We start from the raw sequence: 26,683 nt of genomic DNA on the forward strand, positions 1-26,683 counted from the left end.
GGCTCCCGCCATGTGCGAGGCCCTACTATTTCAACAGCCGAATCAGGCTGTAGAGCCGGTTGCGTTGCTCGACATAGTCACTTGCCGTGAGCTGCGGCCCCTCGTCACATTCCACCGCGTCATAGAGCGCAACCATTGAGCGCTTGCGCATTGAGGCGGTGGTCATGCCAATCTGCGAGACGTACACACACTCCGGCTTGTTCTTCGGTTCACTGGCAGCATCGGGCGTCATTTCGTCATACCGCCCCCAGCCATGCCAATAGGAGACCTTGCCGTTCTGTGCGAACTCGTAGCCTTGCGCATCGCTGAATGGAACCAGCTCGGATCGGCCATCGACCGAAATTTGCCACAGCGTCAGCAGGCTTCCGCCTTCCTGGGGTGATTCCCACGTGAATAGATGCTGGCGTGTCTGGATAGCCCGGGCATCGCCCGCACGCGTGGAGCGCTGGGCATCCTCATGACTGAGGTCGTCGAGGGGAAAGAAGCCGACCGGGGTATGTAGCGTCTCGATGGGATAGCCGGGGGAGACCGCGGCGCGCGCGGTTGCATCGAAGGAGGGTTCGGTATTCTCGGTGACTGGCCCTTGAGCACAGCCAGCCAAAGCGATCATCCCTGCGAGGATGGTTGCAGCTGCTTTCATTGTTCTGCCCTTATGAGCTTTCGAAGGATCCTACCGCACCCAGTCGTAGCCCACGAGGGCACGGAAGGCCCTTACTTTTGATTCTTGGTACTCGCCTCGAAAGAATCTTCTACCAGTGCCAGGCGTGATGCCAGATCACCCAGCAAGCGGATCATTTCGCCCGGGTCGATTCGTTCCCCCGTCTCCGGATTGACTCCTTCCCGGGCCAGGCTTTCTTCGAGTCGCACGATCACCTCGGCGGTCACTGAGCGCCGATTCTTCTTCGCTGCCTGAGCGATGCTGTCGCGTACCACCGTGGGCACGCGCAGATTGAGCTGAACGTCTGATTCTTTCATCCAGCGAAAATGTAGCAATCTGATACATCGGTCAATGAAGCAGTTTGCTACATTTGTGCAAGCATTCCGCTGGAAAGGAGCAATCCATGGCCGCTTTTATACAGACCAACGTCCGGCTGCCCCAGGGTATAAAGGAGCAGTTGAAGCGCGAGGCGCGAGCCAACCGCCGGAGCCTGAGCGCCGAGATCACGTATCGTCTGGACGTTTCCTTGAGGAATGAAAAGCGGCGGCGGAAAACTAAGGATTAATCAATGTGTGCTCGTTATCGATTTATTATGTTGTGGCAACAACGCAATAATTCATTTATTCAATGTTGAATTGTTTTATGTAAGTGGCGCCATGGCGCGCAAAACTGAATTTGCAGCCGTGCGGTTTTAAGGGTCTGAGGTTTAATTGTATTGTGATGAATTGAATTCCTGTTCTGTAGTTAATATTCCAGAAATTAAATTCAGTTCAATCAAAGGCGTAGAATACGATGAATGCGGGCCGGGGAGAGGTGCCCCACATAAACTAGGGTGTTGGGCTATATCAGCATGGCTCATAACTAAGAGGCGATATAAAAAATTAATGCCAAGGGTTGACCGGGCCGGAATACGCGCTAGATTAGTTAGCGTGGTGTCATCTGATTAGAGAGAAATAAGCTATCCAGCTGGCATCATGAGAGCGGTATAAACAGATGGGGCCCCGACGTGTGCGGCGCCGGGGCCCCTGATCAAATCCCTTAACAGAGCAGGTTCGATCATGCTAGATGATAGTGATTCGCCCCAAAATTGCAATTTTGGGCATAGGGTACGGCTGGCCTGGAGAGCGCTGCTGTACGGAGATGAGGCACTGACCCCAGCTCGTGGGGCAGCGCTAGTTGAGGCCGACCTCATCACCATACAGGCGCTTGTCTATCACGCACAGTGGCTTGCCAACCGATGGCAGCGCGAGCTCGGGCCAGCTCTCCAGTCCCTGGGCAGCCGACACGCGACTGAGTGCCATGAGCACATCCTGATGATTGCTCGAACAGCGCGTATGCTCCAACGACGAGCACAGGCAGCCGCAATGGCTGGATAACTCGTCACTGCGGCAGCGGGCGCACCACCTGGCCCGTTGCCGCTGCCGGATCCCTCGCGAACCGCCAGACTCCCTCCACCACATCCTGGCCACGATGCAGCAGATAGATCGGGGTGCCGGGCTCCCAGTAGTCGCGCTGGGTGTCATGGTCCGATAGCAGAACGCGACCGCTGAACAGCCGGCCCTGCCAGATGACGTGATACTCAACGAGTCGGTGATTCGGGGGAAGCTTCCGCCGCAGGCTGACCCAGCCCTGACGTTCGAGCCGCTTTCGCCACTGGGTGAGGGTGTAGTCGTTGGGCATCTACCGTCAGTCGTCGTTGCAATGAATCCACTTGTCGCCTCCCTCGAGGGGAAGCAACTCACCTTCGCCGAGGTCGATCTTCCCATCCCGGTAAGGCCCGACCTGCACACCCTCCGGTCTATACACACAGATCATCTCACCGTCTTCAGGCACATCGCTGGGATACTGGCATTCGCTCATCGTCATCGCTCCCGACTTGTTTGAACGAAGGATAGCGCCAGTTGCATAGGGGTGCTGCCTGGCGACGTGCTGCGCTGCTGTTCCTGCCTATCTCATCCCGGTACAATGAGGTCAGTCTATAGACCCGGCAGCGAATGCCAAGAAAGGGGTTGCATTGTTCGTTGTGAGTACGATTGTGAGTAACCTGACGGGCCTCATGACTCCAACGCTAGAGAAAACAGGAGCTTAGGCCGAAAATGGTTTTGATGATCGATAACTATGACAGCTTCACCTATAACCTCGTGCAGTACCTTGCCGAGCTGGGCGCGAAGGTCGAAACGCATCGCAACGACACTCTGGATATCGATACCATCGAAGCGTTGGCCCCATCACATATCGTGATATCCCCCGGGCCCTGCACGCCCAATGAGGCGGGTATCTCCTTGGAAGTCATTCGCCATTTCGCCGGGAAGCTTCCGATTCTTGGGGTATGTCTCGGCCACCAGGCCATCGGGCAGGTCTACGGCGGCGACGTTATTCGTGCCCCCCAGGTCATGCATGGCAAGACCTCCCGCATACGGCACGCAGGTCAGGGCGTCTTCGCGGGGTTGGATGACCCGCTCGAGGTCACTCGCTATCATTCGTTGGTCGTCGATGCCGATTCTTTCCCCGACTGCCTGGAAGTCACGGCCTGGGTCGATGACGATGACGTCACACCCGGCTTGATCATGGGGTTGCGGCACAAGACACTGGATATCGAGGGCGTGCAGTTTCACCCTGAATCGATCCTGACCCGCCAGGGCCATGAGCTGCTGGCCAATTTCCTCGAGCGCCGCTAGTCGCCATCGTAAGGAGAGCTATATATGCAGATGCGAGAGGCCATCGCCGCGGTCATGCGAGGCCAGAGCCTGAGTTTCGATCAGACCCATGCCATCATGCGCACCATCATGACCGGCCAGGCCACGGATGCACAGATCGGTGGTTTCCTGATCGGGTTGGCGATGAAAGGTGAGCGGGCTGAGGAGATCAGCGCTGCAGCTCAGGTCATGCGCGAATTGATGATTCCGGTCGAGGTGCATGGCGATAACCTGGTCGACATCGTGGGTACCGGGGGCGACGGCGCCAACCTCTTCAATGTCTCCACGGCCTCGAGCTTCGTTGCGGCAGCGGGTGGGGCGCATGTAGCCAAGCATGGCAATCGTAGCGTTTCCTCATCCTCGGGCAGTGCCGATCTTTTCGCAGTGGCGGGAATCAAGATCGACCTCGATGCCAAGCAGGTGGCGCGCTGCATCGACCAGGTGGGTGTCGGCTTCATGTTCGCTCCCATGCACCACCAGGCGATGCGTCATGCCATCGGACCGCGCCGTGAAATGGGGGTGCGGACCCTGTTCAATATCCTGGGGCCGTTGACCAACCCCGCGGGTGCACCCAATCAGGTACTGGGCGTCTATGATGCTGCTCTGGTGCCGCTCATGGCCGATGTGCTCAAGCGTCTGGGCAGTCGCCATGTGCTCGTCGTGCACGCCGAGGATGGTTTGGACGAGATATCGCTGGCGGCTCCGACTCGGGTTGCCGAACTCAAGGATGGCGAAATTCGTGAATACACGATTACTCCTGAGGACTTCGGCATTGCACGACAGTCGCTGGATGCGCTGAAGGTCGTCACCGCCGAAGACAGCCTGCGCCTGGTCAAGGAGGCGCTGGTCGGTGATGGTGCAGCCTCGGATATCGTCGCGCTGAATGCCGGCGCGGCACTGTATGTTTCGGGGGTCTCCGATAGCCTGGGCGAGGGGGTCGCGATGGCACAGGATGCCCAAGCGTCTCGCCTGCCCCTCGAGAAAATGCGCGAGTTGGTGGATTTCACCGGCGTCTTTGCCGAATGAATTACTTGTCATCGCTGCCGCCAAAGCCGGCATACCGACATCGGACCTTGTTATGACTACATCGACGGCCGGCTTGCCGACCATTCTGGCCAGGATACTGGCGCGCAAGGACGAAGAAGTGAGCGAGCGCAGCCAGGCGGTGGCCGAGAGCGACCTACTTAACCTTGCGGCGCATCAGAGCGCACCGAGGGGCTTTATCGCCGCCCTGGACCGTCGAGTCCAGGCGGGCGATCCGGCAGTCATTGCCGAGATCAAGAAAGCATCGCCTTCGAAAGGGGTGATGCGTGAGGACTTCCAGCCCCACGATATCGCGGCAAGCTATGCGCAGGGCGGAGCCGCCTGCCTCTCGGTGCTGACCGATGCCGACTTCTTCCAGGGCCACGAAGACTATCTGATTGCCGCGCGCGATGCGTGTCAATTACCGGTCATTCGCAAGGATTTCATCACCCACGGCTATCAGGTCAGCGAGGCGCGTGCCATCGGGGCCGATTGCATCCTGCTCATCGTGGCTGCCCTGGATGATGCGGAAATGCACGACTTGCACCAGCAAGCCGGTGCGTTAGGCATGGATGTGCTGGTCGAAGTCCACGATGCGGATGAGCTCGAACGGGCCCTTAAGCTGAACCTCGAACTGGTCGGCATTAACAACCGTGATCTGCATACGTTCGAGACTCGCCTGGATACCACGTTCGAGCTACTCGAGCGCATCCCTGCGGATGTAACGGTAATCACTGAATCGGGCATTCATACCCGCAATGATGTCGAGCGCATGCGAGCCCATGGGGTTCATGGTTTCCTGGTCGGCGAGGCCTTCATGCGCCGGAACGACCCTGGCGAGGCGCTGCAAGAGCTGTTTTTCTGACCCTGGCCAGGGGCAAGTACCCAAGTGTGCGTGACCCATAGCGCGATTAATCGGCTTCCAGGTGAGCCAGGAAATGCGCCAGCGCATGGATATCTTCATCCGGTGTGCCTGTCATGATCTCGATCATGGTCGTGTCGGGGCCGCCACGGCGGCGGTCCCGATAGTCCTTCATGGCCTTGTTGAGATAATCCTCCCGCTGCCCGGCGAGACGTGGCATTTGGCGTTGTCCGCTGTAGTCCGGCTGGTGACAGCTACTACAGCCATGCTGAGATGCTAGGCCCTGCCCCTGGTCATACAGCGTGTCGTCTCTGGTCGTGCTTGACGAAGCGACTGGCTGGGCGGCGTAGTAATCCGCCAGTGCCTGTATGGCGCTGTCTTCCAGTCCCTGAGCCTGGGGCGTCATGATCCCGGATTGACGCAAGCGCTCACGGAAATAGATAAGCTGGTTGGTCACGGCCAGAGGGGGCTGCCCCGCCAGGGAGGGGACGGCTTCCTGGGTGGAATTGCCATCCTCGCCATGGCAACCCCCACAGATGGCGATCTGCTCCTCCAGCGGCTTGCCGGCAGCCGGGCCGGTATCGGCCATGCCGCTGGGCATGGCCAACCAGATCGATAGCGCCACGAGCCCCGTACGCACCCCTGTCATTATTGCGCCTGATAGTCGGGGGCCTGATAACTGATGCGGTAGATGGCCCCGTTCTGCTCGTCTGAAACGAGCAACGCTCCGTCGGGCATCTGCAGAACATCCACGGGGCGACCCAGGAAGTCATTTTCGCTAGGCGCATGCAGGCCGACCATGAACGGCGAGGTGCCGGCCCGGCTTCCATCCTCGGAGAGCATGGCCAGTTGAATATCGAACCCCACACTCAGCGAACGGTTCCATGAGCCCCGGCGTGCCACGAAAATGGCATTACGGTAGTCTTCGGGGAACATATCGCCGGTATAGAAGCGCATGCCCAACGGGGCGCTATGGGGATCGAAAAGAGCAACCGGAAGGGTGACGTCATCGCAGGCACCTGCTTCGCCTCGCTCCGGGTCGACGATGCCATGTGCGTGGCACTGGGGGAAGCCGAAGTGCTCACCAGGCTCAGTAACTTTATTGAGCTCGTCGTTGGGCCAGTGTTCGCTCAGCCAATCCTGATTGTTATCCGTGAACCAGAGCTCGCCAGTCTCCGGATGAAAGTCGAACCCCACCGTATTGCGTACACCGCGTGCCACGATCTGCATGTCGGACCCATCGGGGGCATAGCTACGTATGTTGGCATGCGTCTCGCTGTCCACGTCACAGCCGTTGCATGGCGCGCCGACCGGAACGTAGAGGCGCCCATCGGGGCCGAACGCCAGAAATTTCCAACCGTGGTGTTCGTCATCGGGAAGGTCGAATGCCTCGGTCAAGTCTTCGGGTTCGCCTATTTCGCCATTAGCGACCTGGGATTCGATGTCGTCGAAGCGTAATACACGGTTGATGGCTGCCACATACAGGCTGCCATCCTTGAATGCGACGCCATTGGGTTGGGTCAGACCCTCGACCACGATGCGATGTTCTCGCGATTCGCCGTTATCGGTCACGGCATAGACCCGGCCGATGCTACGTGTCCCGACGAACAAGGTACCTTCATCGCCCAGGGCCATCATGCGTGCACCGGGCATGCCATGTGCCCAAAGCTCGGCGCTGAACCCGTCCGGTAGGCGAAGTCGGTCGACGGGTATCTGGTCTTCCGGTGTCACGGTCAGGGGTGCTGCGTGAGGCGATAGGGGCGCACCCTGCATCGATTCGGGGCGCCCTTGTGCCCAGGCAGGCTGCGATGCGTCCTGTTGGGCGATTGCAGGGGAAACACTGGCAGTCAGCCCAGCGATAGCCAACGCGGTAAGCGAGGAGCGGCGTGTCATGAACATGGCGTGGACCCTTGTCGTTGTGATTATGGGACGTTGGGTATGTCCATGTTCAGTGTAGAGTCTTTGTCACGGTGTGCTGATAGGGAAACGCTATCTACCCGAGAGCCAAAGCACCAAAGAGATAATGGCGCTTATGAGGATCATCGTCGTGATTGGAAAATAGAACGAGACGTTTTCCCGGCGAATGGCAATATCGCCGGGCAGCTGACCGAAGGGCAGCTTGCTGAGCCAAGGCCAGAGCAGACCCACCAATACGATCGCGATTCCAATCAGGACGAGGGTCCGGGACATGCTACCTCCTCTAGCGAGCACGTCTGATCAAGGCTAGCAAGGCCTGCAGGGGGTGTTGCAAGGTCGTATCAGAAAAACGCTTCACCTGGCTGCGGCATGAGTAACCTGTAGCCAGAAGACGGGTTTGATTTTCCGGGGCTTCTACTTGGGGCTCCCAGGATTGGGAATAGATCGTACGGGATGTCGCCTTGTTGCGTGTTTCATGGCCATAGGTGCCCGACATGCCGCAGCAGCCACTGGCCAGAAGCTCTAGTTCGAGCCCGAATAGGGCGAATACCTGCTGCCACGCACGGGGGCTTCCCGGTGCGGTAGTTTTCTCGGTGCAATGCGACAGAAGCCGATATCGTGGGTCTTCAAGCGCCAATCCGGTTGGGACGATGCGTTTGCCAAGAGATATCAGCCACTCCTGCAGGAGCAGGATTTCCGGTACGTTCGCAGCACCCAGGGCCTTGGCATACTCCTGTCGGTAGGTGAGGGTCATGGCCGGGTCGATGCCCACCAGGGGGATGCCGAACTCGGCCAGCGCACGAAGACGTAGTGCCTGTTTCTCTGCAGTACGTTCGAATGCGCCCAGGAAACCCTGGACGTTGAGCGGCTTGCCGTTGGGGGAGTAGGGCGCAACGAAAACCTTGATGTCCAGGCGGGACAGCAACTCGACGATATCCATCACCAGCGTCGATTCGAAATAGCTGGTAAAGGCATCCTGCACGATGACGACACTATTGGCCTTTTGGCGCTCGGTAAGCAGTCCCAGTGTGGTCGGGGTAGCTTCGGCGATACCCCAGGCGTGCAACTGCTTTTTCAGTCGGGCACGGGAGAGACGTGGACTGTCTACCATGCCTATGTTGCGCTCGAGCAGGCGATCGACCAGGCGATTCGACAGCAGGCCATTGTAGAGCGGGGCGACATGGGACAGATGCGGTACAAAAAACTCGAGGCCGCCAATCAGGTAATCGCGGAGGGGACGCTGATAACGTCCATGATAGACCTCAAGGAACTGCGAACGAAACTCGGGGACATTGACCTTGACCGGACATTGGCCTGCGCAGGACTTGCATGCCAGGCAGCCCGCCATGGCGTCGTAGACCTCATGAGAAAAATCTGGCTGACCTTGGCGCTGGCGCCGTCGGTTGGTCAGGCGCAAGGGCGTGTCGCGCACAAAGCCCCATAACCCTTCCGTCTTTTTCTTGCGTGATTCGTCAACGACATTAGTGCCCGCCAATCCTTGCAGGCGAAGCCACTCGCGCATCAGGCTGGCTCGGCCCTTGGGCGAATGAATACGCTGGCGCGTGCCTTTCCAGGAGGGACACATGGCATCGTCGGTATCGTAGTTGTAACAAGCCGCATTGCCGTTGCAGTAGACCGCAGCGCTATGGGCCTGCCAGACTCGTTCGTCAATCTGGCGGTCCAGTTGTCCCCGGGTCGTTACGCGGTCGATCGCCAGCAGGCCCGGGTCGACACTCTCGTTAGGGGAGACTGATGCCGTATCGGCAGGGTCGGCGTCAGCAATAGTGGCGGGGGAGAGCGGCGTGGCGATCTTGCCCGGGTTGAGTTGATTGTGGGGGTCGAACGCGCCCTTGATCCGCTGCAGGCTAGGATAGAGTTCGCCGAAAAACTTGGGGGCATATTCCGAGCGGACACCTTTGCCATGTTCGCCCCATAACAGGCCATGATACTTGTGCGTCAGTTCCGCGACTTCATCGGAAATCTCGCGTATCAGGGCCTCTTGGGCAGGATCCTTCATGTTAATGGCCGGGCGTACGTGCAGTACGCCGGCATCGACATGACCGAACATGCCATAGTCGAGCCCTCGCGCATCGAGGGCTGCCCGGAACTCGGCGATATATTCGGCCAGGTGCTCGGGCGGCACCGCCGTGTCCTCGACGAACGGAATCGGACGCTTCTCTCCCTTGGCATTGCCCAACAGGCCCACAGCGCGCTTGCGCATGGCGTAGACACGACCGATCTGTTCGCGTCCCTCGGCCAAGGTGTAGCCGATCCGCTCGACACTCGCATCCGTTTTTAGATGGCGTGTGAAGGCGGCCACCTTGGTTTCCAGCGCCAAGGCATCGTCTTCGTTGAACTCCACCAGATTGATGCCGCGAATACGCGGCGTGCCAAGGGTGGCGGTCACCATTTCGCCTGCGCTTGCCGTTTCGCCACTCGCTTCATCGGGGAAAAATTCGGCCACGCTATCCCAGACGAAATCCTCCATGGCGAGCCCCAGCACCTTGTCGTCAACCGTCTCGATCGAGGTCGGCCGTACCTCGAAGCCCAGAGCATCGCTATCGAGGCCCATCAGGGCCTTGGCGTCACGCAGGGCATCCATGAAACTGGCATAACGCACGTTGACCAAGACCGAATGCCGCGGGATCGGCAGAACGTTGAGCACGGCTTCGTCGAGAAAGGCAAGTGAGCCTTCTGCACCACATAGGAGGCTGGTAAGGTCCAACCGACCGTCGCTGTCGCGAAGGTGGGCCAGATCGTAGCCGGTCAGGCAGCGATTGAGCTTCGGAAACTTTCGTTCGATCAGATCGCGTTGGGTATCGATGATCTCGCGTGCGGTTCGGTGAACATCACCGACCAGATCATTCCTGCCGCAAAGCTGCTCCAGCGCCTCTTCGTCGACCGGCCGAGCGGTGAAGCGCTCGCCGCCCAGCAGCACCGTGTCCAGTTCAAGCACATGGTCTCGGGTCTTGCCATACTCCCGACTTCCCTGGCCGCTGGCGTCGGTACTGATCATGCCGCCAAGCGTGGCGCGGTTGGATGTCGAAAGCTCAGGCGCGAAGAACAGCCCATGCGGTTTCAGTGCGGCATTCAACTGATCCTTGACCACCCCGGCCTGGACGCGTACGCGCCGATTCTCGACATCGATATCCAGGATCCGGTTCATGTAACGGGAGACGTCCACGACCAGGCCATCCGTCAACGATTGGCCGTTGGTTCCCGTGCCGCCGCCGCGGGGGGCGAGCACTATCTTACGGTACGGGGGCTTGCCGGCGAGGCGTGCGATACGCACTAGATCCTCACCATTGCGTGGATACAGCACTGCCTGCGGAAGGCGCTGGTAGATCGAATTGTCGGTAGCGAGAACCACGCGGTTGGCGTAGTCCGGAGCGATATCACCCTCGAAACCGTCGGCCTTCAAGGCCTCGAGATAGTTCAGGTAAGGGGCGTCTAGCCGCTCGATGGTGTCCAGTCGTGCGATCATGGTTCTTCGTCAAGCCAGTGGGTGCCGCTCAAGGTGGCGTCTACTTTACCCGAGCCTGGCCGGGGACGCATCCGCCGCCGCAGGTTACGGGCGGCGTGGTGAAAGAAAGGGCTTTTCCCTACAATAGGCGGCTGATCGCCCTATTCACGTTTTCGACGGACAGGATTCCATGCTCGATCCGAAACTGCTGCGTAGCGACCTGGAAACGGTTGCCCAACGACTGGCCCAGCGAGGCTTTACACTCGATACCGCGCAATTCGAGGCGCTGGAGTCCCGGCGTCGTGAGCTGCAGACCGAGACCGAGCGGCTGCAGAATGAACGCAACACCCGCTCCAAGGCTATCGGCAAGGCCAAGGCCAGTGGTCAGGACATCGAGCCGCTATTGGCCGAAGTCAGCGACCTGGGCGATCGGCTCGATACGGCCAAGCACGAGCTCGCCGAGGTCCAGGCGCAATGGGAATCCCTTGCCGCCAGTCTGCCCAACCTGCCTCACGATAGCACTCCCGTTGGCGTGGACGAGGACGACAATGTCGAATTGCATCGTTGGGGGACGCCGCGAGACTTTGACTTCGAGGTCAAGGATCATGTCGACTTGGGTGCCAGGCTCGGTTATCTCGATTTCGAAATGGCAACCAAGCTGACCGGCTCCCGGTTTGCCGTGATGCGCGGGCCCATCGCTCGGCTGCATCGGGCGCTTGCGCAATTCATGCTAGACAAGCAGACCCTCGAGCATGGCTACGAAGAGTGTTATGTCCCTTACATGGTCAATGCCGATTCGCTGACCGGTACCGGCCAATTGCCCAAGTTCGGTGAAGATCTGTTCCGCCTTGAGGGGGATCAGGGCTACTACCTCATTCCTACCGCCGAGGTTCCGCTGACCAACTTTGCTCGGGACGAAATTCTCGAGCACAAGATCCTGCCGGTTCGGCTCACTGCCCATACACCCTGTTTTCGAAGCGAGGCGGGTTCCCACGGTCGGGATACGCGTGGCATGATTCGCCAGCACCAGTTCGACAAGGTGGAAATGGTGCAACTGGTCGATCCCGAGACCAGCTATGCGGCCCTCGAGGAAATGCGAGGCCATGCCGAGGCGATCCTGCAGGCACTCGAGTTGCCGTATCGTGTGGTTACCTTGTGCACGGGCGACATGGGCTTCGGTGCGGCCAAAACCTACGATCTGGAGGTCTGGCTTCCCAGTCAATCGACGTACCGTGAAATTTCCTCAGTGTCCAACTGTGAGGATTTCCAGGCGCGACGGATGCAGGCCCGCTTCCGTCATCCCGAGCACAAGAAACCGCAACTGCTGCATACCTTGAATGGGTCTGGGCTAGCGGTAGGGCGTTGCCTGCTGGCCGTTCTGGAGAATTACCAGAATGGCGACGGCTCGATTACGGTGCCAACCGCGCTTCGGCCCTACCTGGGTGGGCTCGAGACGATCAACGCCTGATCTCCCAGCGAACCTCGACGCCTGCGTCGATGCTGATCGTGCCGGGACGGTACTCCGGCGCGGCCTGTTGTTCCATAGCATCGGCGCGCATCGACATCATGCGAGGGGCGAATATCGGCGATTGGGTTTCCTGAACGCGCTTGATCGCCCCCAATGACACATCGAGCGTCTCGGCCATCAGTTCGGCCTTGCGCCGGGCTTTTTCCAAGGCCTGAACCAATGCCCGATCGGTAGCCGCTTCCCTGTCCGAGAGCTCGTATACGATACCGTCCAGGGCATTGACGCCCGAGCTGGTCAAGGCATCCAGAATCATGGGTAGGTGAGTAAGATCATCGATGGCCAGGGTAATGGGACGCTCGAGCTGGGTTCTTACCAGCATGCCCGGCTCGCCATTCTCTTCCCTTCTGCCGGGAATATGGTCGGGCCGAATACTCAGCGAGCCAGCCGTTATCGCCTCACTGGCGATCCCTTCCTGTTCCAACAAACGGATCAAGACGCCTGTACGCTCTTCCAGGGTCTCCCTGGCTTCCCGCAGGGCGGCAGGGTCGGGCGGTGTGCTCTCATCCTGCATGGCAATCGGAGGCGTTCTTTCCCACAGCCTGGCATTTACCGTGGCCCGATCGGGTGTTACATCGAGCGTGGTCTGGGCTTGCACCTGTACCCAGGCTTCGTTGTCCTGGGACTCTCGAGCCTGAGCCGACGCGGACATCAGCGTGCCGACCAGTATCGATCCGACGAACAGAGTTAGATGGCGACGACCTAGCATGTTATCTCCTTGGTCTTGGGCAGTAGCAATTCATTGCGTTTGGTAAGCGTGCCTGCACGTCGCTTCGAGCATCAACTGTCCCCAAGGTTCCCATGGTATTCTGCGTTCAGGCGATTTCCTGCTTGCTGCACGATTGAGTCTGCACCGGCAATGAAATCCTGACATACACTTTGTGAAAATGACTTGGCCAGGATGGCGGAATGATCGAACCCGAAACAGATGATGCTAAGCGCAACCTCCCCCTTAACTTGACTGTCGGCCTGGCTGCCCTGGTGGTGATCATCGCTGGAATGAAGGCAGGCTCGGAAATTCTCGTCCCCTTGCTGTTGTCGGTATTTATGGCGGTGGTGTGTACGGCTCCCGTCCATTGGCTGCATCGACTCGGCGTGAACCTACGCGTGGCAGTATGGCTTACCCTCCTGGTCATCGGTATTTTCCTGACATTGCTGATCGTGCTACTGGTCAATAGTTTCAGCACCTTCGTCGAAGCGTTGCCCGATCTCGAAAGCCAGCTGCAGGAATACTATCTCAGTTTGCTCAACTGGGTGGCCTCGCTAGGGGTCTCGATACGCCCCCAGCAGTTCAACCAATGGCTGGACCCCACCAATGCGACACAATTCATTCCCCAGTTCCTGAGTCAGTTGGGGGGATTACTGATGCAGAGCATCGTGGTCGCCCTGCTGGTCGTATTTTTGCTGTTCGAAACACTCAATTTTCGGAAAAAGTTTTCGACGGCATTGCTCGATCCTGCACCCAGTCTCAGGCGCTTCAGCGAATTCAGCCTGAAACTGAAGCGCTACCTGGCGGTCAAGACCTTAATTAGCCTGTTCACAGGGGTCCTGGTATGGATCGCCTGCCAGCTGGTCGGCGTGCAATTTCCCTTCCTGTGGGCCACGTTGGCCTTCGGCCTGAACTACATACCCAATATCGGTTCCGCACTGGCAGCCCTGCCACCGGTGCTTCTCTTGCTGATCGCGCCGGATGCTGGCTTCCTGCCGGCAGTGACCCTGGCGCTATCCTATCTGATGATCAACTTCGTGATGGGCAACCTGGTCGAGCCACGGGTGATGGGGCAGGCGTTGGGACTGTCGACCTTCGTGGCGTTCCTGTCGTTGGTCGTGTGGGGTTGGATTCTGGGGACTGTGGGGATGCTACTGTCGGTATTGCTGACCATGACGCTGAAGATAGCCTTGGACAGCCACCCCGAGACACGCTGGCTCGCATACATGCTAGGGCCGGGGGAGCGAGCTGTGCCCTCAAAGCCTGAGCCGCGTTGAAGCTTTGGCACTGGCCTGAACTGGACTGGCCCAGGCGACCAGACCGGCACGCTGAAACGAAGACGCCCCGGACGGTGCCGGGGCGTCGAGCGTTCTTCGATCAGTGAATCAGGCGTTCTGTTCGATGAACTGGGCCAGTTGGGACTTGGACTGGGCGCCTACCAGTGAGGCGACCTTGGCGCCGGATTTGAATAGCATCACGGTGGGAACGCCGCGAACGCCATGTTCGGCGGCGATTTCGGGGGCATCATCGACATTAACGCTAACGACCTTGAGGTTATCGGCGCGTTCATCGGCGACTTCGTCCACCACTGGGGCCATCATCTTGCACGGGCCGCACCACGGTGCCCAGAACTTCAATAGAACCGGCTTGTCGGCCTTGAGCACTTCCTGCTCGAAATTTGAGGCGGTGACATCGACATTATTGGCCATAGGGGTCTCCAATTGCTGTACGCGCTAGCGTCACGGTAACCAGTTTAGCTCGCGATGTTATCGACCGGCCGCCTTGCTGGCAAATGCCTGGGAAGTAACGAAGCGATAGTGACTTACTATGATGGGGGCTGTTGGTGCGAATAACAATGGTGGAGGGCCATGGTGAAGTGCGGTCAGTAACGCTATAGTTATGCTATTCGGAAATTAAAGATCGCGCTGCTATCGCCAAGTGATCTTACTAGAGCCCATGTCGTCGTCACTGCTTGCCATCGAATCGGCGGGTCGCGACGAAGAGGCGAGCGAGGGGATGAATCGGGTATGAAGTTACAGCAGCTTCGCTATATCTGGGAAGTGACACGGCATAACCTCAATGTGTCGGCGACTGCGCAAAGCCTGTACACGTCCCAGCCCGGTATCTCAAAGCAGATCCGACTGCTCGAGGACGAGCTGGGTGTCGAGATATTCGCACGCAGTGGCAAGCATTTGACGCGGGTGACACCGGCCGGGCAAGCCATCATCGACCTGGCGGGCCAGATGCTGCGGACCGCCGAGAACATCAAGCAGGTTGCCCAGGAGCACAGCGATGAACGCCGAGGCAGCCTGTCCCTTGCGACGACGCATACCCAGGCCCGGTATGCGCTTCCGCCGGTCATTCGCGATTTCACCCGCAAGTATCCCGATGTGGCCCTGCACATGCAGCAGGGCACGCCCAAGCAGATTGCGCAGATGGTCAGTGAAGGGCAGGCCGACTTTGCGATCTGCACGGAATCGCTCGATTTATTCAATGACCTAGTGCTGTTGCCTTGCTACCGCTGGAATCGCTGCGTGCTGGTGCCTCAGGGTCATCCCTTGGCCGAGCTGGACGAACTCACGCTCGACGCGGTTGCCGCCTACCCTCTGGTCACCTACGTATTCGGCTTTACGGGCCGATCGCAGCTAGACGATGCGTTCCGCGCGCGTGAGCTCAGCCCTAATGTGGTGCTGACCGCGGCGGATGCCGACGTGATAAAGACCTATGTGCGCCTGGGGCTGGGTATCGGCATCGTAGCGCATATGGCGGTGGACCCCGAGGCGGACAGCGATCTCGTGGTATTGGAAGCAGGCCATCTTTTCGAGAGTTCGACCACCAAGATCGGTATTCGTCGCGGGACGTTCATGCGCAGTTATATGTACGATTTCGTGCAAGGCTTTGCGTCTCATCTCGATCGGGACATTGTCGAGGCGGCCCTGGCGGCGGGGCCGCGCAACGAGCATGACTTGTTCGAGGGTATCGAGCTGCCCATGCGGTAAAGGAAGGGTTTCCTGCACGTACAGTTGAAGGGCCTGCCGTATGGCAGGCCTTCACCATGGAGGGTGGTTAGGCTCAATGCTGTAGATGCAGGCCACACTCACGTTTCTCTTCGACTTTGGTGGGGTCGAAGTAATCGAAATTGTTGGGCAGGTCGTGCTTCTGCAGGTACTGGTACATATCCTTGGAGGTCCAATGCAGTACCGGAGCCACCTTGACGAGGCCATCGCCATTTACTGATACCGGCTGCATCTGCGCCCGAACGGCGGTGTCCTCGGCGCGAAGTGCAGTCAGCCAGACCTCTGGCGCCATCTCGGCGAGGGCGCGCTGGAAGGGCTCCAGCTTCACTTCCTCGGTAAAGGCGGCGTGTCCCGGGTCGTCTATCCCTGGTACGCCTCCCTCGACGGCTTCGCGATGCGCTCGCGACCGCTGGGGATGGTAGGTCACCAGATTGAGGTTAAGCCGGGCGACGATTTCTTCCACGAATCGATACGTCGCCTCCGTGTTGTATCCCGAATCCATCCAGACAATGGGAATGTCGGGTTTCACCTGGGCCACCATGTGCAGGATGACGGCTTCGAACGGTCGAAAATTGGTGGTGCAGATGGCAAACTTGCCAAGCCCCATCGCCCACTTCACCAAGGCTTCAGGGTCTCCCCCGTGCTCCCGGTTGATGGCGTCGATATCCAGTGTCATGAAATGCTCCTCTCAACGAATGCACATACCCTAGCAAAGCCCCGGGCCGGCTCCCCAATACCTATTGGTTCGGTTCTTATGTAGGCGTCGACCGAGATTCACGACAGCCGAGCATCGCTGCCCAGGGCTTGCATCAGATGGCGAATCTTGGCCAGGGTCTCCTGGTATTCGGCCTCTTCATCCGAGTCGGCGACCAGGCCACCTCCGCCCCAGAGGTGCATCTTCCCCCGATCGGCGACGGCGGTGCGAATCGCAATCGAGGTATCCATATGGCCGCGCCGATCGATATACCCGAGACTGCCGCAATAGACACTGCGTTGGCTGGGTTCCAGCTCATCGATGATCTGCATTGCGCGTACCTTGGGGGCGCCTGTAATCGATCCACCAGGGAAAGCAGCGGCCAGCAAGTCTAGGGGAGTCTGTTGCGCCTCGAGCTCCCCTCTGACGACGCTGACGAGATGATGCACGTTGGCATAACTTTCCAGTTCGCAAAGTTGCGGCACGTGAACGCTCCCGGGACGACATACCCGGCCCAGGTCGTTGCGCAGTAGATCGACGATCATCACGTTCTCGGCGCGGTCCTTCGTGCTTCTGACCAGGTCGTGGGCTAGCTCTCGATCCTGGCTTGGATCGCTACTGCGTGGGCGTGTCCCCTTGATGGGGCGGGTTTCGACGTGGCCGTTGCGAGCCTCGAGAAAGCGTTCCGGCGACAGCGACAGTATGGCTTTGCCAGACCAGCTCATGTATCCGGCGAAAGGGGTTGGCGTGGCCTGCCGCAACTGCAGGTAGGCTTGCCAGAGGTTGCCTTCATAGCTGGCGCTGAAGCGCTGCGCCAGGTTGATCTGGTAGCAGTCCCCGGCATGGATGTAGCGCTGTACGGCACGAAACCGTTCGCCATAGCCGTGGCGGTCCAGCTCGGCCTCGAAAGGGCCGGTAAGGGTAAAGGCAGCTGGCTCCGGAGCAGGCTTCGCCAACCAGGCCATGACCTGGTCGCGGCGCGATGGCGTGGCAACCAGGCGGGTAATCTGGCGCTCGTGGTCTTGAATCAATGCCCAGTCGTAGAGTCCGACGCGGCTCCACGGCAGATCGGCGGCGGCGGGTGCCTGGTTGCCGATCCGCTCGAGACAATGTGCCATCTCATAGCTCCAGTAGCCGATCAGCCCACCAATGAAAGGTAAGTCGCAATTGTCGGGAGCCTGGGTATCGAGACGTTCCAGCAAGGCTTGCTGAGCATGAAAGGGTGAAGCGCACTCGGGTAAACCAGGCGCGTTGCCCTGCACCCGCCCTCTGGCATCCGTTTCAAGTTCGGCGAGTGGATCGGTACTGATAATGTCGTAGCGGCCTCCTGGGCCATCGGGACGGCCACTATCCAGCAGGACGGCTCCCTCACGTTCGCGCAACCTGGCGAAGTAATCCAAGGGGGTGCGCATATACGGTAAGGCTGTGATTTCTAAGGTTCGTGTCATCTTGAATGATCCCTCGTCGGGCGCTCCATTCTAGGGACGATGACGATCGTTGTCGCTCGTAGGTTGTCGGATTTACTGAACGCGCACTTAACGGCGGCGGGTTATGAGACTAACGGGTGATTGTCGACAAGTGATTGCAACATCATTCTGCCTTCTTTAGCTAAAAAAGTTGGTGCGTCGCCGTGGTTGACGGTCCATGAGCGGATAGCCTAAAGTTCCATTACTCCATAATTGTCGACAATCCTCATGACTGTTATCACTACTGAAGCGGCCTCACCGGAAGTCCGAACGCTGGCAGAGCGCGTCTTCAATCAACTGCAAAGCGCCATCGTGCGCGGCGAGATCGCTCCAGGCACGAAGATTACCGAGCCCGGACTGTCCAAGGCCTACGGCATCTCACGGGGACCGCTACGGGAAGCGATGCGGCGACTAGAGACTCACCGCCTGATCGAGCGCGTTCCCCATGTGGGGGCCCGAGTGGTCAAGCTCTCGATGAAAGAACTGCTTGAGCTGTTCGATGTGCGCGAGGCCCTGGAAAGTATGGCGGCGCGCCTGGCAGCTGAACATATGTCTGCCGAGGAAATTGCCGGGCTGAGAAAGGTATTGGCTGTTCATGAGCAACAGTCCGACCTGGCCAGGGGCGAAGCTTACTACCAACGGGAAGGCGATCTCGACTTTCATTATTGCATCGTCCAGGGCAGCCACAACCGTATGCTCATGACGATTCTCTGTGACGATCTCTATTACCTGGTGCGGCTGTATCGCACCCAATTCAGTGCCAGCGGGACGCGCCCTCAACGTGCCTTCGTCGAGCATCATCGTATTGTCGATGCCATCGAGGCCGGAGATGCGGAGCTGGCGGAACTGTTGATGCGTCGGCACGTGAGTGCATCGCGAGCCAATGTCGCCAATCGCTATGCCGAAATGCTGAAACAGGAAGCCGAGCAGGAAGTATCGCCTTCCACGGCCGGATAACAATTCAGGAGTTACCATGAACCGAGCGACCCCTGGCGCCCGCTTTCGCGCCGCGCTGAATGATCATCGACCCTTGCCCATCGTCGGTACCATCAATGCCTATAGCGCGCTCATGGCGGAGCGGGTGGGGCATCCCGCCATTTATCTATCTGGCGGTGGGGTCGCCAACGCCTCCTTCGGCTTGCCCGATCTCGGCATGACGACCATGAACGATGTGGTACAGGACGCCTACCGGATCACCGGAGCCACAGAGTTGCCCCTGCTGGTGGATATCGATACAGGGTGGGGTGGGGCGTTCAACATTGCACGCACTGTGAAGGAAATGCAGCGGGCCGGAGTCGCTGCGGTGCACCTCGAAGATCAGGTAGCACAGAAACGATGCGGCCATCGGCCCAATAAGGAGATCGTGCCCAAGCAGGAGATGATCGATCGCATCAAGGCGGCAGCCGATGCCAAGGTCGATCCTGATTTCTGCCTGATCGCGCGTACCGATGCCTTCCAGAAGGAAGGGCTCGAGGCGGCCATCGACCGGGCCAATGCCTGTATCGAGGCTGGCGCAGATGCGATCTTCGCCGAGGCCGTACATACGCTCGAGGACTACCGAGCCTTTTGTGAAGGCACCAATGCACCGATTCTTGCCAATATCACCGAGTTCGGCGCCACCCCGCTTTTTTCACAGCAGGAACTGGCCGAGGTGGGCTGTCGCATGGTGCTCTATCCGCTCTCGGCGTTCCGGGCCATGAATGCCGCTGCCCTCGAGGTGTATCGCAGCATCCACGAGCAAGGGCATCAGCGTGATGTCGTCGAATTGATGCAGACACGTGACGAACTCTACGACTTTCTCAACTATCACGATTTCGAACGCAAGCTCGATGCGTTGTTTGCCCAAGGCAAGACGGAATAGCACAAAACAATTACGACGTGACATCGTCACCAGGATCGTTATCAGGAGACACGCCATGGCGGATAAGACACCGGCTAGTACCGGCCTGCGGGGGCAGAGCGCTGGCAGCACAGCGCTGTGTACCGTAGGCAAGAGCGGTTCGGGCCTGACCTACCGCGGATACGACATCCACGACTTGGCCGAGCACGCGCGTTTCGAGGAAGTCGCCTATCTGCTGCTCAAGGGAAAACTGCCGAACGCTTCCGAGCTTCAGAATTATGTCGACAAGCTAAAAGGGCTGCGCAGCCTGCCTGAGCCACTTAAAGCCGTGCTCGAGCAAATACCTCGTGAGGCTCACCCGATGGACGTGATGCGCACGGGGGCTTCGATGCTGGGCAACCTCGAAACCGAGGGGGACTTCGAGGCGCAGCAGGACGCCAGCGATCGCTTGCTGGCCGTGCTGCCATCGATCATCTGCTATTGGTATCGTTACACCCATGACGGTGTCCGTATCGACACCGACACCGATGACGACTCGGTAGGCGCTCACTTCCTGCATCTGTTGCGTGGCGAGGCTCCCAGCGAACTGCATGCCCGAGTGATGAATGTCTCGCTGATCCTCTATGCCGAGCACGAATTCAACGCCTCGACCTTCACCGCGCGTGTCTGCGCCTCGACGCTATCCGACATGCATTCCTGCGTGACGGGAGCCATTGGCTCCTTGCGCGGGCCCCTGCATGGCGGTGCCAATGAAGCGGCCATGGCCATGATCGAGGACTGGCAGACCCCCGACGAAGCCGAGCGTGAAATAATGGGAATGCTCGAGCGCCGTGAGAAGATCATGGGGTTCGGTCATGCCATTTACCGAGACTCCGACCCGCGCAACGCGATCATCAAGCAGTGGTCGAAACGGCTTGCCGACGATGTCGGCGATGATCGCCTCTACCCGGTATCGGTGCGCTGCGAAGAAGTCATGTGGCGTGAGAAAAAACTGTTCTGCAACGCCGATTTCTTCCACGCCAGTGCCTACCATTTCATGGGCATACCGACCAAGCTATTTACCCCAATCTTTGTCTGCTCCCGAGTGACGGGGTGGTGCGCGCATGTTTTCGAGCAGCGCGAGAACAATCGGATCATTCGCCCCAGTGCAGATTATATCGGCCCCGAAAAGACTGATTGGGTGCCGATCGAACAGCGTGACTGAATGCCTTTTCTTCTTCGACTTTGTCGGGGTGACTCTCTCAGTCACCCCGGCACGATGCGATGACCGATGCCATGACCGACGATATGAACACTGAATTTCGCAAACCGCTTCCCGGCACATCGTTGGATCATTTCGATACCCGGGCTGCGGTCGAGGCAATCCTCCCCGGGGCTTATGATCGCCTTCCTTATACTTCTCGCGTACTGGCCGAGAATCTGGTCAGACGCTGCGACCCTGCTGCGCTGACTGATTCACTCAAGCAAATCGTCGAACGTAAGCGCGACCTGGACTTCCCCTGGTACCCGGCGCGCGTGGTCTGCCACGACATTCTCGGCCAGACGGCACTGGTGGACCTGGCTGGCCTGCGCGACGCGATTGCCGAGAAAGGCGGCGACCCCGCCAAGGTCAACCCCGTCGTCCCGACGCAGTTGATCGTCGATCATTCCCTGGCCGTGGAGCATGCCGGGTTCGAGAGCGATGCCTTCGAGAAGAACCGTGCCATCGAAGATCGACGCAACGATGACCGCTTCCATTTCATCAACTGGACGAAGCTGGCCTTCGAGAATGTCGATGTCATCCCTCCCGGCAACGGCATCATGCACCAGATCAACCTGGAGAAAATGTCACCCGTCGTTCAAAAACGTGACGGTGTCGCCTTTCCGGATACCTGTGTAGGCACCGATAGCCACACGCCGATGGTCGATGCCCTGGGAGTGATCTCGGTGGGTGTGGGCGGCCTCGAAGCAGAAAGCGTGATGCTTGGTCGTGCATCGATGATGCGTTTGCCGGATATCGTCGGGGTCGAGTTGACCGGCCGGTTGCAGCCCGGCATCACCAGTACCGATATGGTGCTAGCGCTGACTGACTTCCTGCGTCGTGAGCGCGTGGTAGGCGCTTACCTCGAGTTCTTCGGGGAGGGGGCCCGGGCGCTGACCGTAGGCGATCGGGCGACTATCTCGAACATGACGCCGGAGTATGGCGCTACTGCGGCCATGTTCTATATCGATGAACAGACGATCGATTATCTGAAGCTGACAGGTCGCGATGAGGACCAGGTGACCCTGGTCGAGACCTATGCCAAGGAAGCCGGTCTATGGGCCGACTGCCTGGCTGACGCCGATTACGAGCGCGTTCTGACTTTCGATCTTTCCAGCGTGCCGCGAACCCTGGCAGGCCCCTCGAACCCCCATGCGCTGCTTCCCACCGCCGAGCTGGCCAAGCGAGGCATTAGTGGCAATGTACAGAGCGATGAGGGACGCATGCCCGACGGTGCGGTGATCATCGCTGCGATCACCAGCTGTACCAATACCAGCAACCCGCGCAACATGGTGGCTGCCGGTCTCATCGCGCGCAATGCCAATGCATTGGGTCTGATGCGCAAGCCGTGGGTGAAGACGTCCCTGGCCCCGGGCTCGAAGACGGTAAAGATGTACCTGGAGGAGGCCAATCTGCTATCAGAGCTGGAAAGCCTCGGCTTCGGTGTGGTGGCCTTTGCCTGCACGACCTGTAATGGCATGAGCGGGGCCTTGGACCCGGCCATCCAGCAGGAAATCGTCGACCGCGATCTCTACGCGACTGCGGTGCTTTCCGGCAACCGCAACTTTGACGGTCGTATTCACCCCTACGCCAAGCAGGCCTTCCTGGCGTCGCCGCCATTGGTGGTTGCCTATGCCATTGCCGGAACGATTCGCTTCGACATCGAAAAGGATGCTCTGGGTTACGACGACAAAGGTAATCCGGTCACCTTGAAAGATATCTGGCCCAGCGATGAAGAGATCGATGCCATCGTCAAGCGAGCGGTGAAGCCCGAGCAGTTCCGGGCGACCTATATCCCCATGTTCGATGCCGATGCAACGTCACGAACCTACGTCGATCCGTTGTATGAATGGCGTCCACAGAGCACGTACATTCGTCGTCCTCCCTATTGGGAAGGCGCTCTGGCAGGAGAGCGCTCGCTCAAGGGTATGCGACCGCTGGCCGTATTGCCCGACAACATCACGACCGATCACCTGTCGCCTTCCAACGCCATCATGGCGGACAGTGCCGCAGGCGAGTACCTGGCCAAGATGGGCGTGCCGGAAGAGGACTTCAATTCCTATGCCACTCACCGGGGTGATCACCTGACCGCACAGCGTGCCACCTTCGCCAATCCCAAGCTCATCAACGAGATGGCGGTAGTGAACGGCGAAGTCGTCCATGGCTCGCTAGCGCGTATCGAGCCCGAGGGCCAGGTGGTGCGGATGTGGGAGGCGATCGAGACCTACATGCAGCGCAAGCAGCCCTTGATCATCATCGCTGGCGCCGATTACGGCCAGGGTTCGTCGCGCGACTGGGCGGCGAAGGGCGTACGCCTGGCCGGGGTGGAAGCCATCGTAGCCGAGGGGTTCGAGCGAATTCACCGCACCAACCTGATCGGTATGGGTGTGCTGCCGCTGGAGTTTCCGTCCGGAACTACCCGCAAGACGCTGGGTATCGATGGTACCGAAACGTTCGATGTCATCGGTGAGTTTGCCCCGCGGGCTACCATGAGACTCGTCATTCGTCTTGCCAATGGTGAGGGCATCGAGACACCGGTGATTTGTCGACTCGATACGCAGGAGGAAGTCTCGACCTTCCAGGCCGGTGGTGTGCTGCAGCGCTTCGCCCAGGATTTCCTCGAAGCCTCGGAGGCGGTGGAAGCATGATGCGAGTGCCACAGATCAAGATACCGGCGACCTATATGCGTGGCGGTACCAGTAAGGGAGTTTTCTTCTGCCTGGATGATTTGCCCGAGGCCGCCCGTGTGCCCGGTCCGGCTCGCGATGCGTTGCTATTACGCGTGATTGGAAGTCCCGATCCCTATGGCAAGCAGATCGATGGCATGGGCGGTGCGACATCGAGCACCAGCAAGGCGGTAATCGTTTCGAGAAGTTCTCAGCCGGATCATGACGTTGACTACCTGTTCGGCCAGGTTGCTATCGACAAGCCGTTCGTCGACTGGAGTGGAAACTGCGGCAACCTGTCGTCGGCGGTCGGTCCCTTCGCGATTAGCCAGGGCCTGGTGGAGGCCAGCCAACTCCCGCGAGACGGTCTGGCCACGGTACGTATCTGGCAGGCCAATATTCGCAAGACCATCGTGGCTCGCGTTCCGATGGTTGACGGCAAGGTGCAGGAGACCGGCGATTTCGAACTCGATGGGGTGACCTTTCCCGCCGCCGAGGTTCAGCTCGACTTCATGGATCCTGCCGATGGTGAGGGGGCCATGTTCCCTACGGGCAATATCGTGGACACGTTGGATGTTCCCGATGACGTGGCCAAGGGCGGACGTATCCAGGCAACGCTGATCAATGCCGGCATTCCAACGGCATTCGTCAACGCCTCGGATCTTGGCTATACCGGGACGGAGCTACAGGACGCCATCAATGGCGATACTAAGGCGCTGGCCATGTTCGAGACCCTGCGTGCTCATGCGGCGCTACGCATGGGACTTATCCAGTCTCTCGAGGAGGCGGCTCAGCGGCAGCATACGCCCAAGATCGCTTTCGTCGCTCCGCCGTCGGATTATGCGACATCCAATGGCCGGGCGATCCAGGCCGGGGAAATCGATCTCTTGGTCCGTGCGCTATCCATGGGTAAGTTGCATCACGCCATGATGGGGACCGCGGCGGTGGCCATAGGCACTGCCGCGGCGGTCTCCGGTACGCTGGTCAATCTGGCGGCAGGCGGTGGGGACCGCACCTCGGTTCACTTCGGACATCCTTCCGGTACCTTGCGTGTAGGTGCCGAGGCGAGCCGGGTAGGGGACGTCTGGAATGTGGAAAAGGCCAGTATGAGCCGCAGTGCTCGTGTCTTGATGGAGGGCTGGGTCCGCATTCCTGAGGATGCCTTCTGACCCCAACGCAGTAATCCACGCTAGTTTAAGGGTGCTCGGGCTGGTACAGCCAGACCCGTTACCCCGCGTCCTTGATCATCCTGGGAGACGAGCCGATGAGCGTCAATGTCGATCAAAATGTCCGCCCCGATTACGATTCGGAACTGCAGCAGATCGCCGACTATGTGTTGGAGTACCGTATCGAGAGCCCGGAAGCGCTGGAGACTGCACGTAACTGCTTGATCGATACCCTTGGGTGTGGATTGCTGGCGTTGCGATTTCCCGAATGCACCAAGCATCTGGGGCCCTTAGTCGAAGGTACCGTCGTGCCTAATGGTTCCCGTGTACCGGGCACGTCATTTCGCCTGGACCCGGTAAAGGCCGCCTGGGACATCGGCTGCACCGTGCGTTGGCTCGACTATAACGATACATGGCTGGCCGCAGAATGGGGGCACCCTTCTGACAACCTCGGCGGCATCCTCGCAGTAGCGGACCATCTTTCCCAGAAGCGCATCTCTCAGGGCGAGGCGGCCCTTTCCATGCGCGATGTGCTCGAAGCGATGGTCATGGCCCATGAAATTCAGGGTGTGCTTGCGCTGGAGAATTCGTTTAACCGGGTGGGGCTCGACCATGTGGTGCTGGTCAAGGTTGCGAGTACCGCCGTCGCTGCCAAGTTAATGGGTGCCAATCGGGATCAAATTCTCTCGGCCCTCTCGCATGCCTGGGTGGACGGCCAGAGTCTACGCACCTACCGTCACGCACCCAATGCGGGCTCTCGTAAATCATGGGCGGCTGGCGACGCCACCTCGCGTGGCGTACGTCTGGCTGATATCGCCCTCCGCGGGGAGATGGGTGTGCCCAGTGCCCTCACAGCAACTCAGTGGGGGTTCTACGATGTGCTGTTCGCCAAGACCAACAAGGATCAGCAGATCAAGCCGGAACCCCAGCGCAGATTCAGTATTCCCCAGCCATACGGCACCTATGTCATGGAGAATGTGTTGTTCAAGATTGCGTTTCCGGCGGAGTTCCATGCCCAGACGGCATGTGAGGCTGCGGTGCGGCTGCACCCCGAGGTCAAGGATCGGCTCGATGAGATCGAGCGTATCGTGGTCACTACCCATGAGTCGGCCATTCGCATCATCTCCAAGGAGGGCGAACTGGCCAACCCGGCTGATCGGGACCACTGCCTGCAATATATGGTGGCTGTGCCCCTCATGTTTGGGGATCTGACCGCTGAGCATTACGAAGACCGCTTCCATGCGGAACATCCCCGGATCGATACACTGCGTGCCAAGATGGAGGTTACCGAAGACCCCCGCTTCACTCAGGAGTATCTCGAGGCCGACAAACGTTCCATTGCCAATGCCATCCAGGTGTTTTTCCAGGATGGGTCAAAGACCGAGCAGGTTGTCGTCGAGTATCCCCTGGGACACCGGCGGCGGCGGCAGGAGGGCATTCCGCTGCTCGTGGAGAAATTCAAGGCCAACCTGGCAACACGCTTTCCTGTTCAGCGTTGCGGTGAGATCGTTTCGTTGTGCACGGATAAGCAAGCGCTCGAGGCCACCCCGGTACATCGCTTCATGGACCTTTGGACGATCTGAGGCACATTCGATAGCGGCTCGAATCAACACCAACACATTTTTCAGTCGACCCCCTTGCAGCCGAGATTATAAAGCCGTAAAGTACGCATCCGCTGCTGGCGACGAGCAACGTTGCAGGCGGTGGAGGATGGTGCAAGGCTTTGTTTCTGTGTGGTTTT

At 59.1% G+C, this 26,683-nt stretch carries 26 protein-coding genes; 13 read left to right on the forward strand and 13 right to left on the reverse strand.

The window, feature by feature from the left end; all coding sequences use genetic code 11:
* Positions 1 to 25: 25 nt before the first annotated feature.
* Positions 26 to 640, reverse strand: a complete 615-nt coding sequence (locus tag JH15_RS12120; protein WP_156105301.1) for a hypothetical protein — start codon at positions 638 to 640, stop codon at positions 26 to 28.
* A 71-nt stretch (positions 641 to 711) separates the two neighbouring features.
* Positions 712 to 975, reverse strand: a complete 264-nt coding sequence (locus JH15_RS12125) for an Arc family DNA-binding protein (RefSeq protein ID WP_043530489.1) — start codon at positions 973 to 975, stop codon at positions 712 to 714.
* Between the two features lie 86 nt (positions 976 to 1,061).
* On the opposite strand from JH15_RS12125, the gene JH15_RS17820 reads away from it, so the two are divergent.
* Complete coding sequence (locus tag JH15_RS17820; RefSeq protein WP_081949006.1) at positions 1,062 to 1,223, forward strand: Arc family DNA-binding protein; 162 nt, start codon at positions 1,062 to 1,064, stop codon at positions 1,221 to 1,223.
* A 607-nt stretch (positions 1,224 to 1,830) separates the two neighbouring features.
* Here the strand turns inward: JH15_RS17820 and JH15_RS18475 are convergent.
* The 3 genes from JH15_RS18475 to JH15_RS18115 form a co-directional block, all read right to left on the reverse strand.
* Complete coding sequence (locus JH15_RS18475) at positions 1,831 to 1,959, reverse strand: hypothetical protein (protein ID WP_269319794.1); 129 nt, start codon at positions 1,957 to 1,959, stop codon at positions 1,831 to 1,833.
* Between the two features lie 79 nt (positions 1,960 to 2,038).
* A complete protein-coding gene (locus JH15_RS12130) occupies positions 2,039 to 2,338 on the reverse strand; it encodes a hypothetical protein (protein ID WP_043530491.1) in 300 nt (99 codons plus the stop codon).
* Between the two features lie 6 nt (positions 2,339 to 2,344).
* Positions 2,345 to 2,518 (reverse strand): hypothetical protein, encoded by a 174-nt coding sequence (locus JH15_RS18115; protein WP_156105302.1) that lies wholly within the window; start codon positions 2,516 to 2,518, stop codon positions 2,345 to 2,347.
* 236 nt (positions 2,519 to 2,754) lie between these two features.
* Here JH15_RS18115 and JH15_RS12135 point away from each other — a divergent pair, with 236 nt between their 5' ends.
* The 3 genes from JH15_RS12135 to trpC are packed head-to-tail and all read left to right on the forward strand — an operon-like array spanning position 2,755 to position 5,242.
* Positions 2,755 to 3,336, forward strand: coding sequence for an anthranilate synthase component II (locus JH15_RS12135; protein WP_043530493.1), 582 nt, complete (start codon positions 2,755 to 2,757; stop codon positions 3,334 to 3,336).
* Between the two features lie 24 nt (positions 3,337 to 3,360).
* Positions 3,361 to 4,380 carry an anthranilate phosphoribosyltransferase gene (gene trpD / locus JH15_RS12140; RefSeq protein ID WP_043530495.1) on the forward strand — a complete coding sequence of 340 codons (1,020 nt, stop codon included), beginning with the start codon at positions 3,361 to 3,363 and terminating at the stop codon, positions 4,378 to 4,380.
* Between the two features lie 52 nt (positions 4,381 to 4,432).
* Complete coding sequence (gene trpC, locus JH15_RS12145) at positions 4,433 to 5,242, forward strand: indole-3-glycerol phosphate synthase TrpC (RefSeq protein ID WP_043530497.1); 810 nt, start codon at positions 4,433 to 4,435, stop codon at positions 5,240 to 5,242.
* 46 nt (positions 5,243 to 5,288) lie between these two features.
* Here trpC and JH15_RS12150 read toward each other — a convergent pair whose 3' ends face one another.
* The 4 genes from JH15_RS12150 to ydiJ form a co-directional block, all read right to left on the reverse strand.
* The gene (locus JH15_RS12150) at positions 5,289 to 5,888 is read right to left on the reverse strand and encodes a c-type cytochrome (RefSeq protein WP_052384079.1); all 600 of its coding nucleotides are present in this window, start codon (positions 5,886 to 5,888) and stop codon (positions 5,289 to 5,291) included.
* Complete coding sequence (locus JH15_RS12155) at positions 5,888 to 7,138, reverse strand: PQQ-dependent sugar dehydrogenase (protein WP_197053316.1); 1,251 nt, start codon at positions 7,136 to 7,138, stop codon at positions 5,888 to 5,890. Before JH15_RS12155 ends, JH15_RS12150 begins: the two co-directional genes overlap by 1 nt.
* 90 nt (positions 7,139 to 7,228) lie before the next feature.
* A complete protein-coding gene (locus tag JH15_RS12160; protein ID WP_043530498.1) occupies positions 7,229 to 7,429 on the reverse strand; it encodes a DUF2905 domain-containing protein in 201 nt (66 codons plus the stop codon).
* Between the two features lie 10 nt (positions 7,430 to 7,439).
* A complete protein-coding gene (ydiJ, locus tag JH15_RS12165; protein WP_043530500.1) occupies positions 7,440 to 10,640 on the reverse strand; it encodes a D-2-hydroxyglutarate dehydrogenase YdiJ in 3,201 nt (1,066 codons plus the stop codon).
* A 169-nt stretch (positions 10,641 to 10,809) separates the two neighbouring features.
* Between ydiJ and serS the strand changes: the two genes are divergently transcribed.
* Positions 10,810 to 12,087 carry a serine--tRNA ligase gene (serS, locus tag JH15_RS12170; protein ID WP_043530502.1) on the forward strand — a complete coding sequence of 426 codons (1,278 nt, stop codon included), beginning with the start codon at positions 10,810 to 10,812 and terminating at the stop codon, positions 12,085 to 12,087.
* Here the strand turns inward: serS and JH15_RS12175 are convergent.
* A complete protein-coding gene (locus JH15_RS12175; RefSeq protein ID WP_043530504.1) occupies positions 12,077 to 12,853 on the reverse strand; it encodes an SIMPL domain-containing protein in 777 nt (258 codons plus the stop codon). The genes serS and JH15_RS12175 overlap by 11 nt on opposite strands.
* 203 nt (positions 12,854 to 13,056) lie before the next feature.
* Here JH15_RS12175 and JH15_RS12180 point away from each other — a divergent pair, with 203 nt between their 5' ends.
* Positions 13,057 to 14,130, forward strand: a complete 1,074-nt coding sequence (locus JH15_RS12180; protein ID WP_156105319.1) for an AI-2E family transporter — start codon at positions 13,057 to 13,059, stop codon at positions 14,128 to 14,130.
* A gap of 108 nt (positions 14,131 to 14,238) precedes the next feature.
* Here JH15_RS12180 and trxA read toward each other — a convergent pair whose 3' ends face one another.
* On the reverse strand, positions 14,239 to 14,562 hold the full coding sequence (trxA, locus tag JH15_RS12185) for a thioredoxin (RefSeq protein ID WP_043530508.1): 324 nt from the start codon (positions 14,560 to 14,562) through the stop codon (positions 14,239 to 14,241).
* A 318-nt stretch (positions 14,563 to 14,880) separates the two neighbouring features.
* Here trxA and cysB point away from each other — a divergent pair, with 318 nt between their 5' ends.
* Positions 14,881 to 15,852, forward strand: coding sequence for an HTH-type transcriptional regulator CysB (gene cysB, locus JH15_RS12190; RefSeq protein ID WP_043530509.1), 972 nt, complete (start codon positions 14,881 to 14,883; stop codon positions 15,850 to 15,852).
* A 73-nt stretch (positions 15,853 to 15,925) separates the two neighbouring features.
* Here the strand turns inward: cysB and JH15_RS12195 are convergent, their stop codons facing one another.
* The gene (locus tag JH15_RS12195) at positions 15,926 to 16,546 is read right to left on the reverse strand and encodes a phosphoadenosine phosphosulfate reductase domain-containing protein (RefSeq protein ID WP_043530510.1); all 621 of its coding nucleotides are present in this window, start codon (positions 16,544 to 16,546) and stop codon (positions 15,926 to 15,928) included.
* Positions 16,547 to 16,644: 98 nt separating this feature from the next.
* Positions 16,645 to 18,012, reverse strand: a complete 1,368-nt coding sequence (gene pabB / locus JH15_RS12200) for an aminodeoxychorismate synthase component I (protein ID WP_043530511.1) — start codon at positions 18,010 to 18,012, stop codon at positions 16,645 to 16,647.
* Positions 18,013 to 18,258: 246 nt separating this feature from the next.
* Between pabB and JH15_RS12205 the strand changes: the two genes are divergently transcribed.
* The 6 genes from JH15_RS12205 to prpD all read left to right on the forward strand — a co-directional run bounded on the left by JH15_RS12205 (position 18,259) and on the right by prpD (position 26,525).
* On the forward strand, positions 18,259 to 18,987 hold the full coding sequence (locus JH15_RS12205) for a GntR family transcriptional regulator (RefSeq protein ID WP_043530512.1): 729 nt from the start codon (positions 18,259 to 18,261) through the stop codon (positions 18,985 to 18,987).
* 16 nt (positions 18,988 to 19,003) lie between these two features.
* Entirely contained in the window at positions 19,004 to 19,891 is an 888-nt protein-coding gene (gene prpB, locus JH15_RS12210) for a methylisocitrate lyase (protein ID WP_043530513.1), read from the forward strand.
* 55 nt (positions 19,892 to 19,946) lie between these two features.
* The gene (gene prpC, locus JH15_RS12215) at positions 19,947 to 21,074 is read left to right on the forward strand and encodes a bifunctional 2-methylcitrate synthase/citrate synthase (protein WP_043530514.1); all 1,128 of its coding nucleotides are present in this window, start codon (positions 19,947 to 19,949) and stop codon (positions 21,072 to 21,074) included.
* Positions 21,075 to 21,157: 83 nt separating this feature from the next.
* Complete coding sequence (gene acnD, locus JH15_RS12220; RefSeq protein WP_043530831.1) at positions 21,158 to 23,758, forward strand: Fe/S-dependent 2-methylisocitrate dehydratase AcnD; 2,601 nt, start codon at positions 21,158 to 21,160, stop codon at positions 23,756 to 23,758.
* Positions 23,755 to 24,945, forward strand: a complete 1,191-nt coding sequence (gene prpF / locus JH15_RS12225; RefSeq protein ID WP_043530516.1) for a 2-methylaconitate cis-trans isomerase PrpF — start codon at positions 23,755 to 23,757, stop codon at positions 24,943 to 24,945. The genes acnD and prpF overlap by 4 nt, the downstream gene beginning before the upstream one ends.
* Positions 24,946 to 25,040: 95 nt before the next feature.
* Positions 25,041 to 26,525 carry a 2-methylcitrate dehydratase gene (gene prpD / locus JH15_RS12230; RefSeq protein WP_043530518.1) on the forward strand — a complete coding sequence of 495 codons (1,485 nt, stop codon included), beginning with the start codon at positions 25,041 to 25,043 and terminating at the stop codon, positions 26,523 to 26,525.
* Positions 26,526 to 26,683 lie beyond the last annotated feature (158 nt).

This window comes from Litchfieldella xinjiangensis (assembly GCF_000759345.1).
In the GTDB taxonomy this organism is placed as follows: domain Bacteria; phylum Pseudomonadota; class Gammaproteobacteria; order Pseudomonadales; family Halomonadaceae; genus Litchfieldella_A; species Litchfieldella_A xinjiangensis.

Excerpts from the sequence above, each read along its gene's own strand:
- JH15_RS12130 (WP_043530491.1), bottom strand. The coding sequence starts at position 2,338 with ATGCCCAACGACTACACCCTCACCCAGTGGCGAAAGCGGCTCGAACGT.
- JH15_RS12150 (WP_052384079.1), bottom strand. The coding sequence starts at position 5,888 with ATGACAGGGGTGCGTACGGGGCTCGTGGCGCTATCGATCTGGTTGGCC.
- prpD (WP_043530518.1), top strand. The coding sequence starts at position 25,041 with ATGAGCGTCAATGTCGATCAAAATGTCCGCCCCGATTACGATTCGGAA.
- trpC (WP_043530497.1), top strand. The coding sequence starts at position 4,433 with ATGACTACATCGACGGCCGGCTTGCCGACCATTCTGGCCAGGATACTG.
- pabB (WP_043530511.1), bottom strand. The coding sequence starts at position 18,012 with ATGACACGAACCTTAGAAATCACAGCCTTACCGTATATGCGCACCCCC.
- prpF (WP_043530516.1), top strand. The coding sequence starts at position 23,755 with ATGATGCGAGTGCCACAGATCAAGATACCGGCGACCTATATGCGTGGC.
- JH15_RS12205 (WP_043530512.1), top strand. The coding sequence starts at position 18,259 with ATGACTGTTATCACTACTGAAGCGGCCTCACCGGAAGTCCGAACGCTG.
- trxA (WP_043530508.1), bottom strand. The coding sequence starts at position 14,562 with ATGGCCAATAATGTCGATGTCACCGCCTCAAATTTCGAGCAGGAAGTG.
- JH15_RS17820 (WP_081949006.1), top strand. The coding sequence starts at position 1,062 with ATGGCCGCTTTTATACAGACCAACGTCCGGCTGCCCCAGGGTATAAAG.
- JH15_RS12175 (WP_043530504.1), bottom strand. The coding sequence starts at position 12,853 with ATGCTAGGTCGTCGCCATCTAACTCTGTTCGTCGGATCGATACTGGTC.
- JH15_RS12135 (WP_043530493.1), top strand. The coding sequence starts at position 2,755 with ATGGTTTTGATGATCGATAACTATGACAGCTTCACCTATAACCTCGTG.
- JH15_RS18475 (WP_269319794.1), bottom strand. The coding sequence starts at position 1,959 with ATGGCACTCAGTCGCGTGTCGGCTGCCCAGGGACTGGAGAGCTGGCCC.
- JH15_RS12160 (WP_043530498.1), bottom strand. The coding sequence starts at position 7,429 with ATGTCCCGGACCCTCGTCCTGATTGGAATCGCGATCGTATTGGTGGGT.
- serS (WP_043530502.1), top strand. The coding sequence starts at position 10,810 with ATGCTCGATCCGAAACTGCTGCGTAGCGACCTGGAAACGGTTGCCCAA.
- trpD (WP_043530495.1), top strand. The coding sequence starts at position 3,361 with ATGCAGATGCGAGAGGCCATCGCCGCGGTCATGCGAGGCCAGAGCCTG.
- JH15_RS12120 (WP_156105301.1), bottom strand. The coding sequence starts at position 640 with ATGAAAGCAGCTGCAACCATCCTCGCAGGGATGATCGCTTTGGCTGGC.
- prpB (WP_043530513.1), top strand. The coding sequence starts at position 19,004 with ATGAACCGAGCGACCCCTGGCGCCCGCTTTCGCGCCGCGCTGAATGAT.
- JH15_RS12125 (WP_043530489.1), bottom strand. The coding sequence starts at position 975 with ATGAAAGAATCAGACGTTCAGCTCAATCTGCGCGTGCCCACGGTGGTA.
- JH15_RS18115 (WP_156105302.1), bottom strand. The coding sequence starts at position 2,518 with ATGAGCGAATGCCAGTATCCCAGCGATGTGCCTGAAGACGGTGAGATG.
- cysB (WP_043530509.1), top strand. The coding sequence starts at position 14,881 with ATGAAGTTACAGCAGCTTCGCTATATCTGGGAAGTGACACGGCATAAC.
- ydiJ (WP_043530500.1), bottom strand. The coding sequence starts at position 10,640 with ATGATCGCACGACTGGACACCATCGAGCGGCTAGACGCCCCTTACCTG.
- prpC (WP_043530514.1), top strand. The coding sequence starts at position 19,947 with ATGGCGGATAAGACACCGGCTAGTACCGGCCTGCGGGGGCAGAGCGCT.
- JH15_RS12155 (WP_197053316.1), bottom strand. The coding sequence starts at position 7,138 with ATGTTCATGACACGCCGCTCCTCGCTTACCGCGTTGGCTATCGCTGGG.
- JH15_RS12195 (WP_043530510.1), bottom strand. The coding sequence starts at position 16,546 with ATGACACTGGATATCGACGCCATCAACCGGGAGCACGGGGGAGACCCT.
- acnD (WP_043530831.1), top strand. The coding sequence starts at position 21,158 with ATGAACACTGAATTTCGCAAACCGCTTCCCGGCACATCGTTGGATCAT.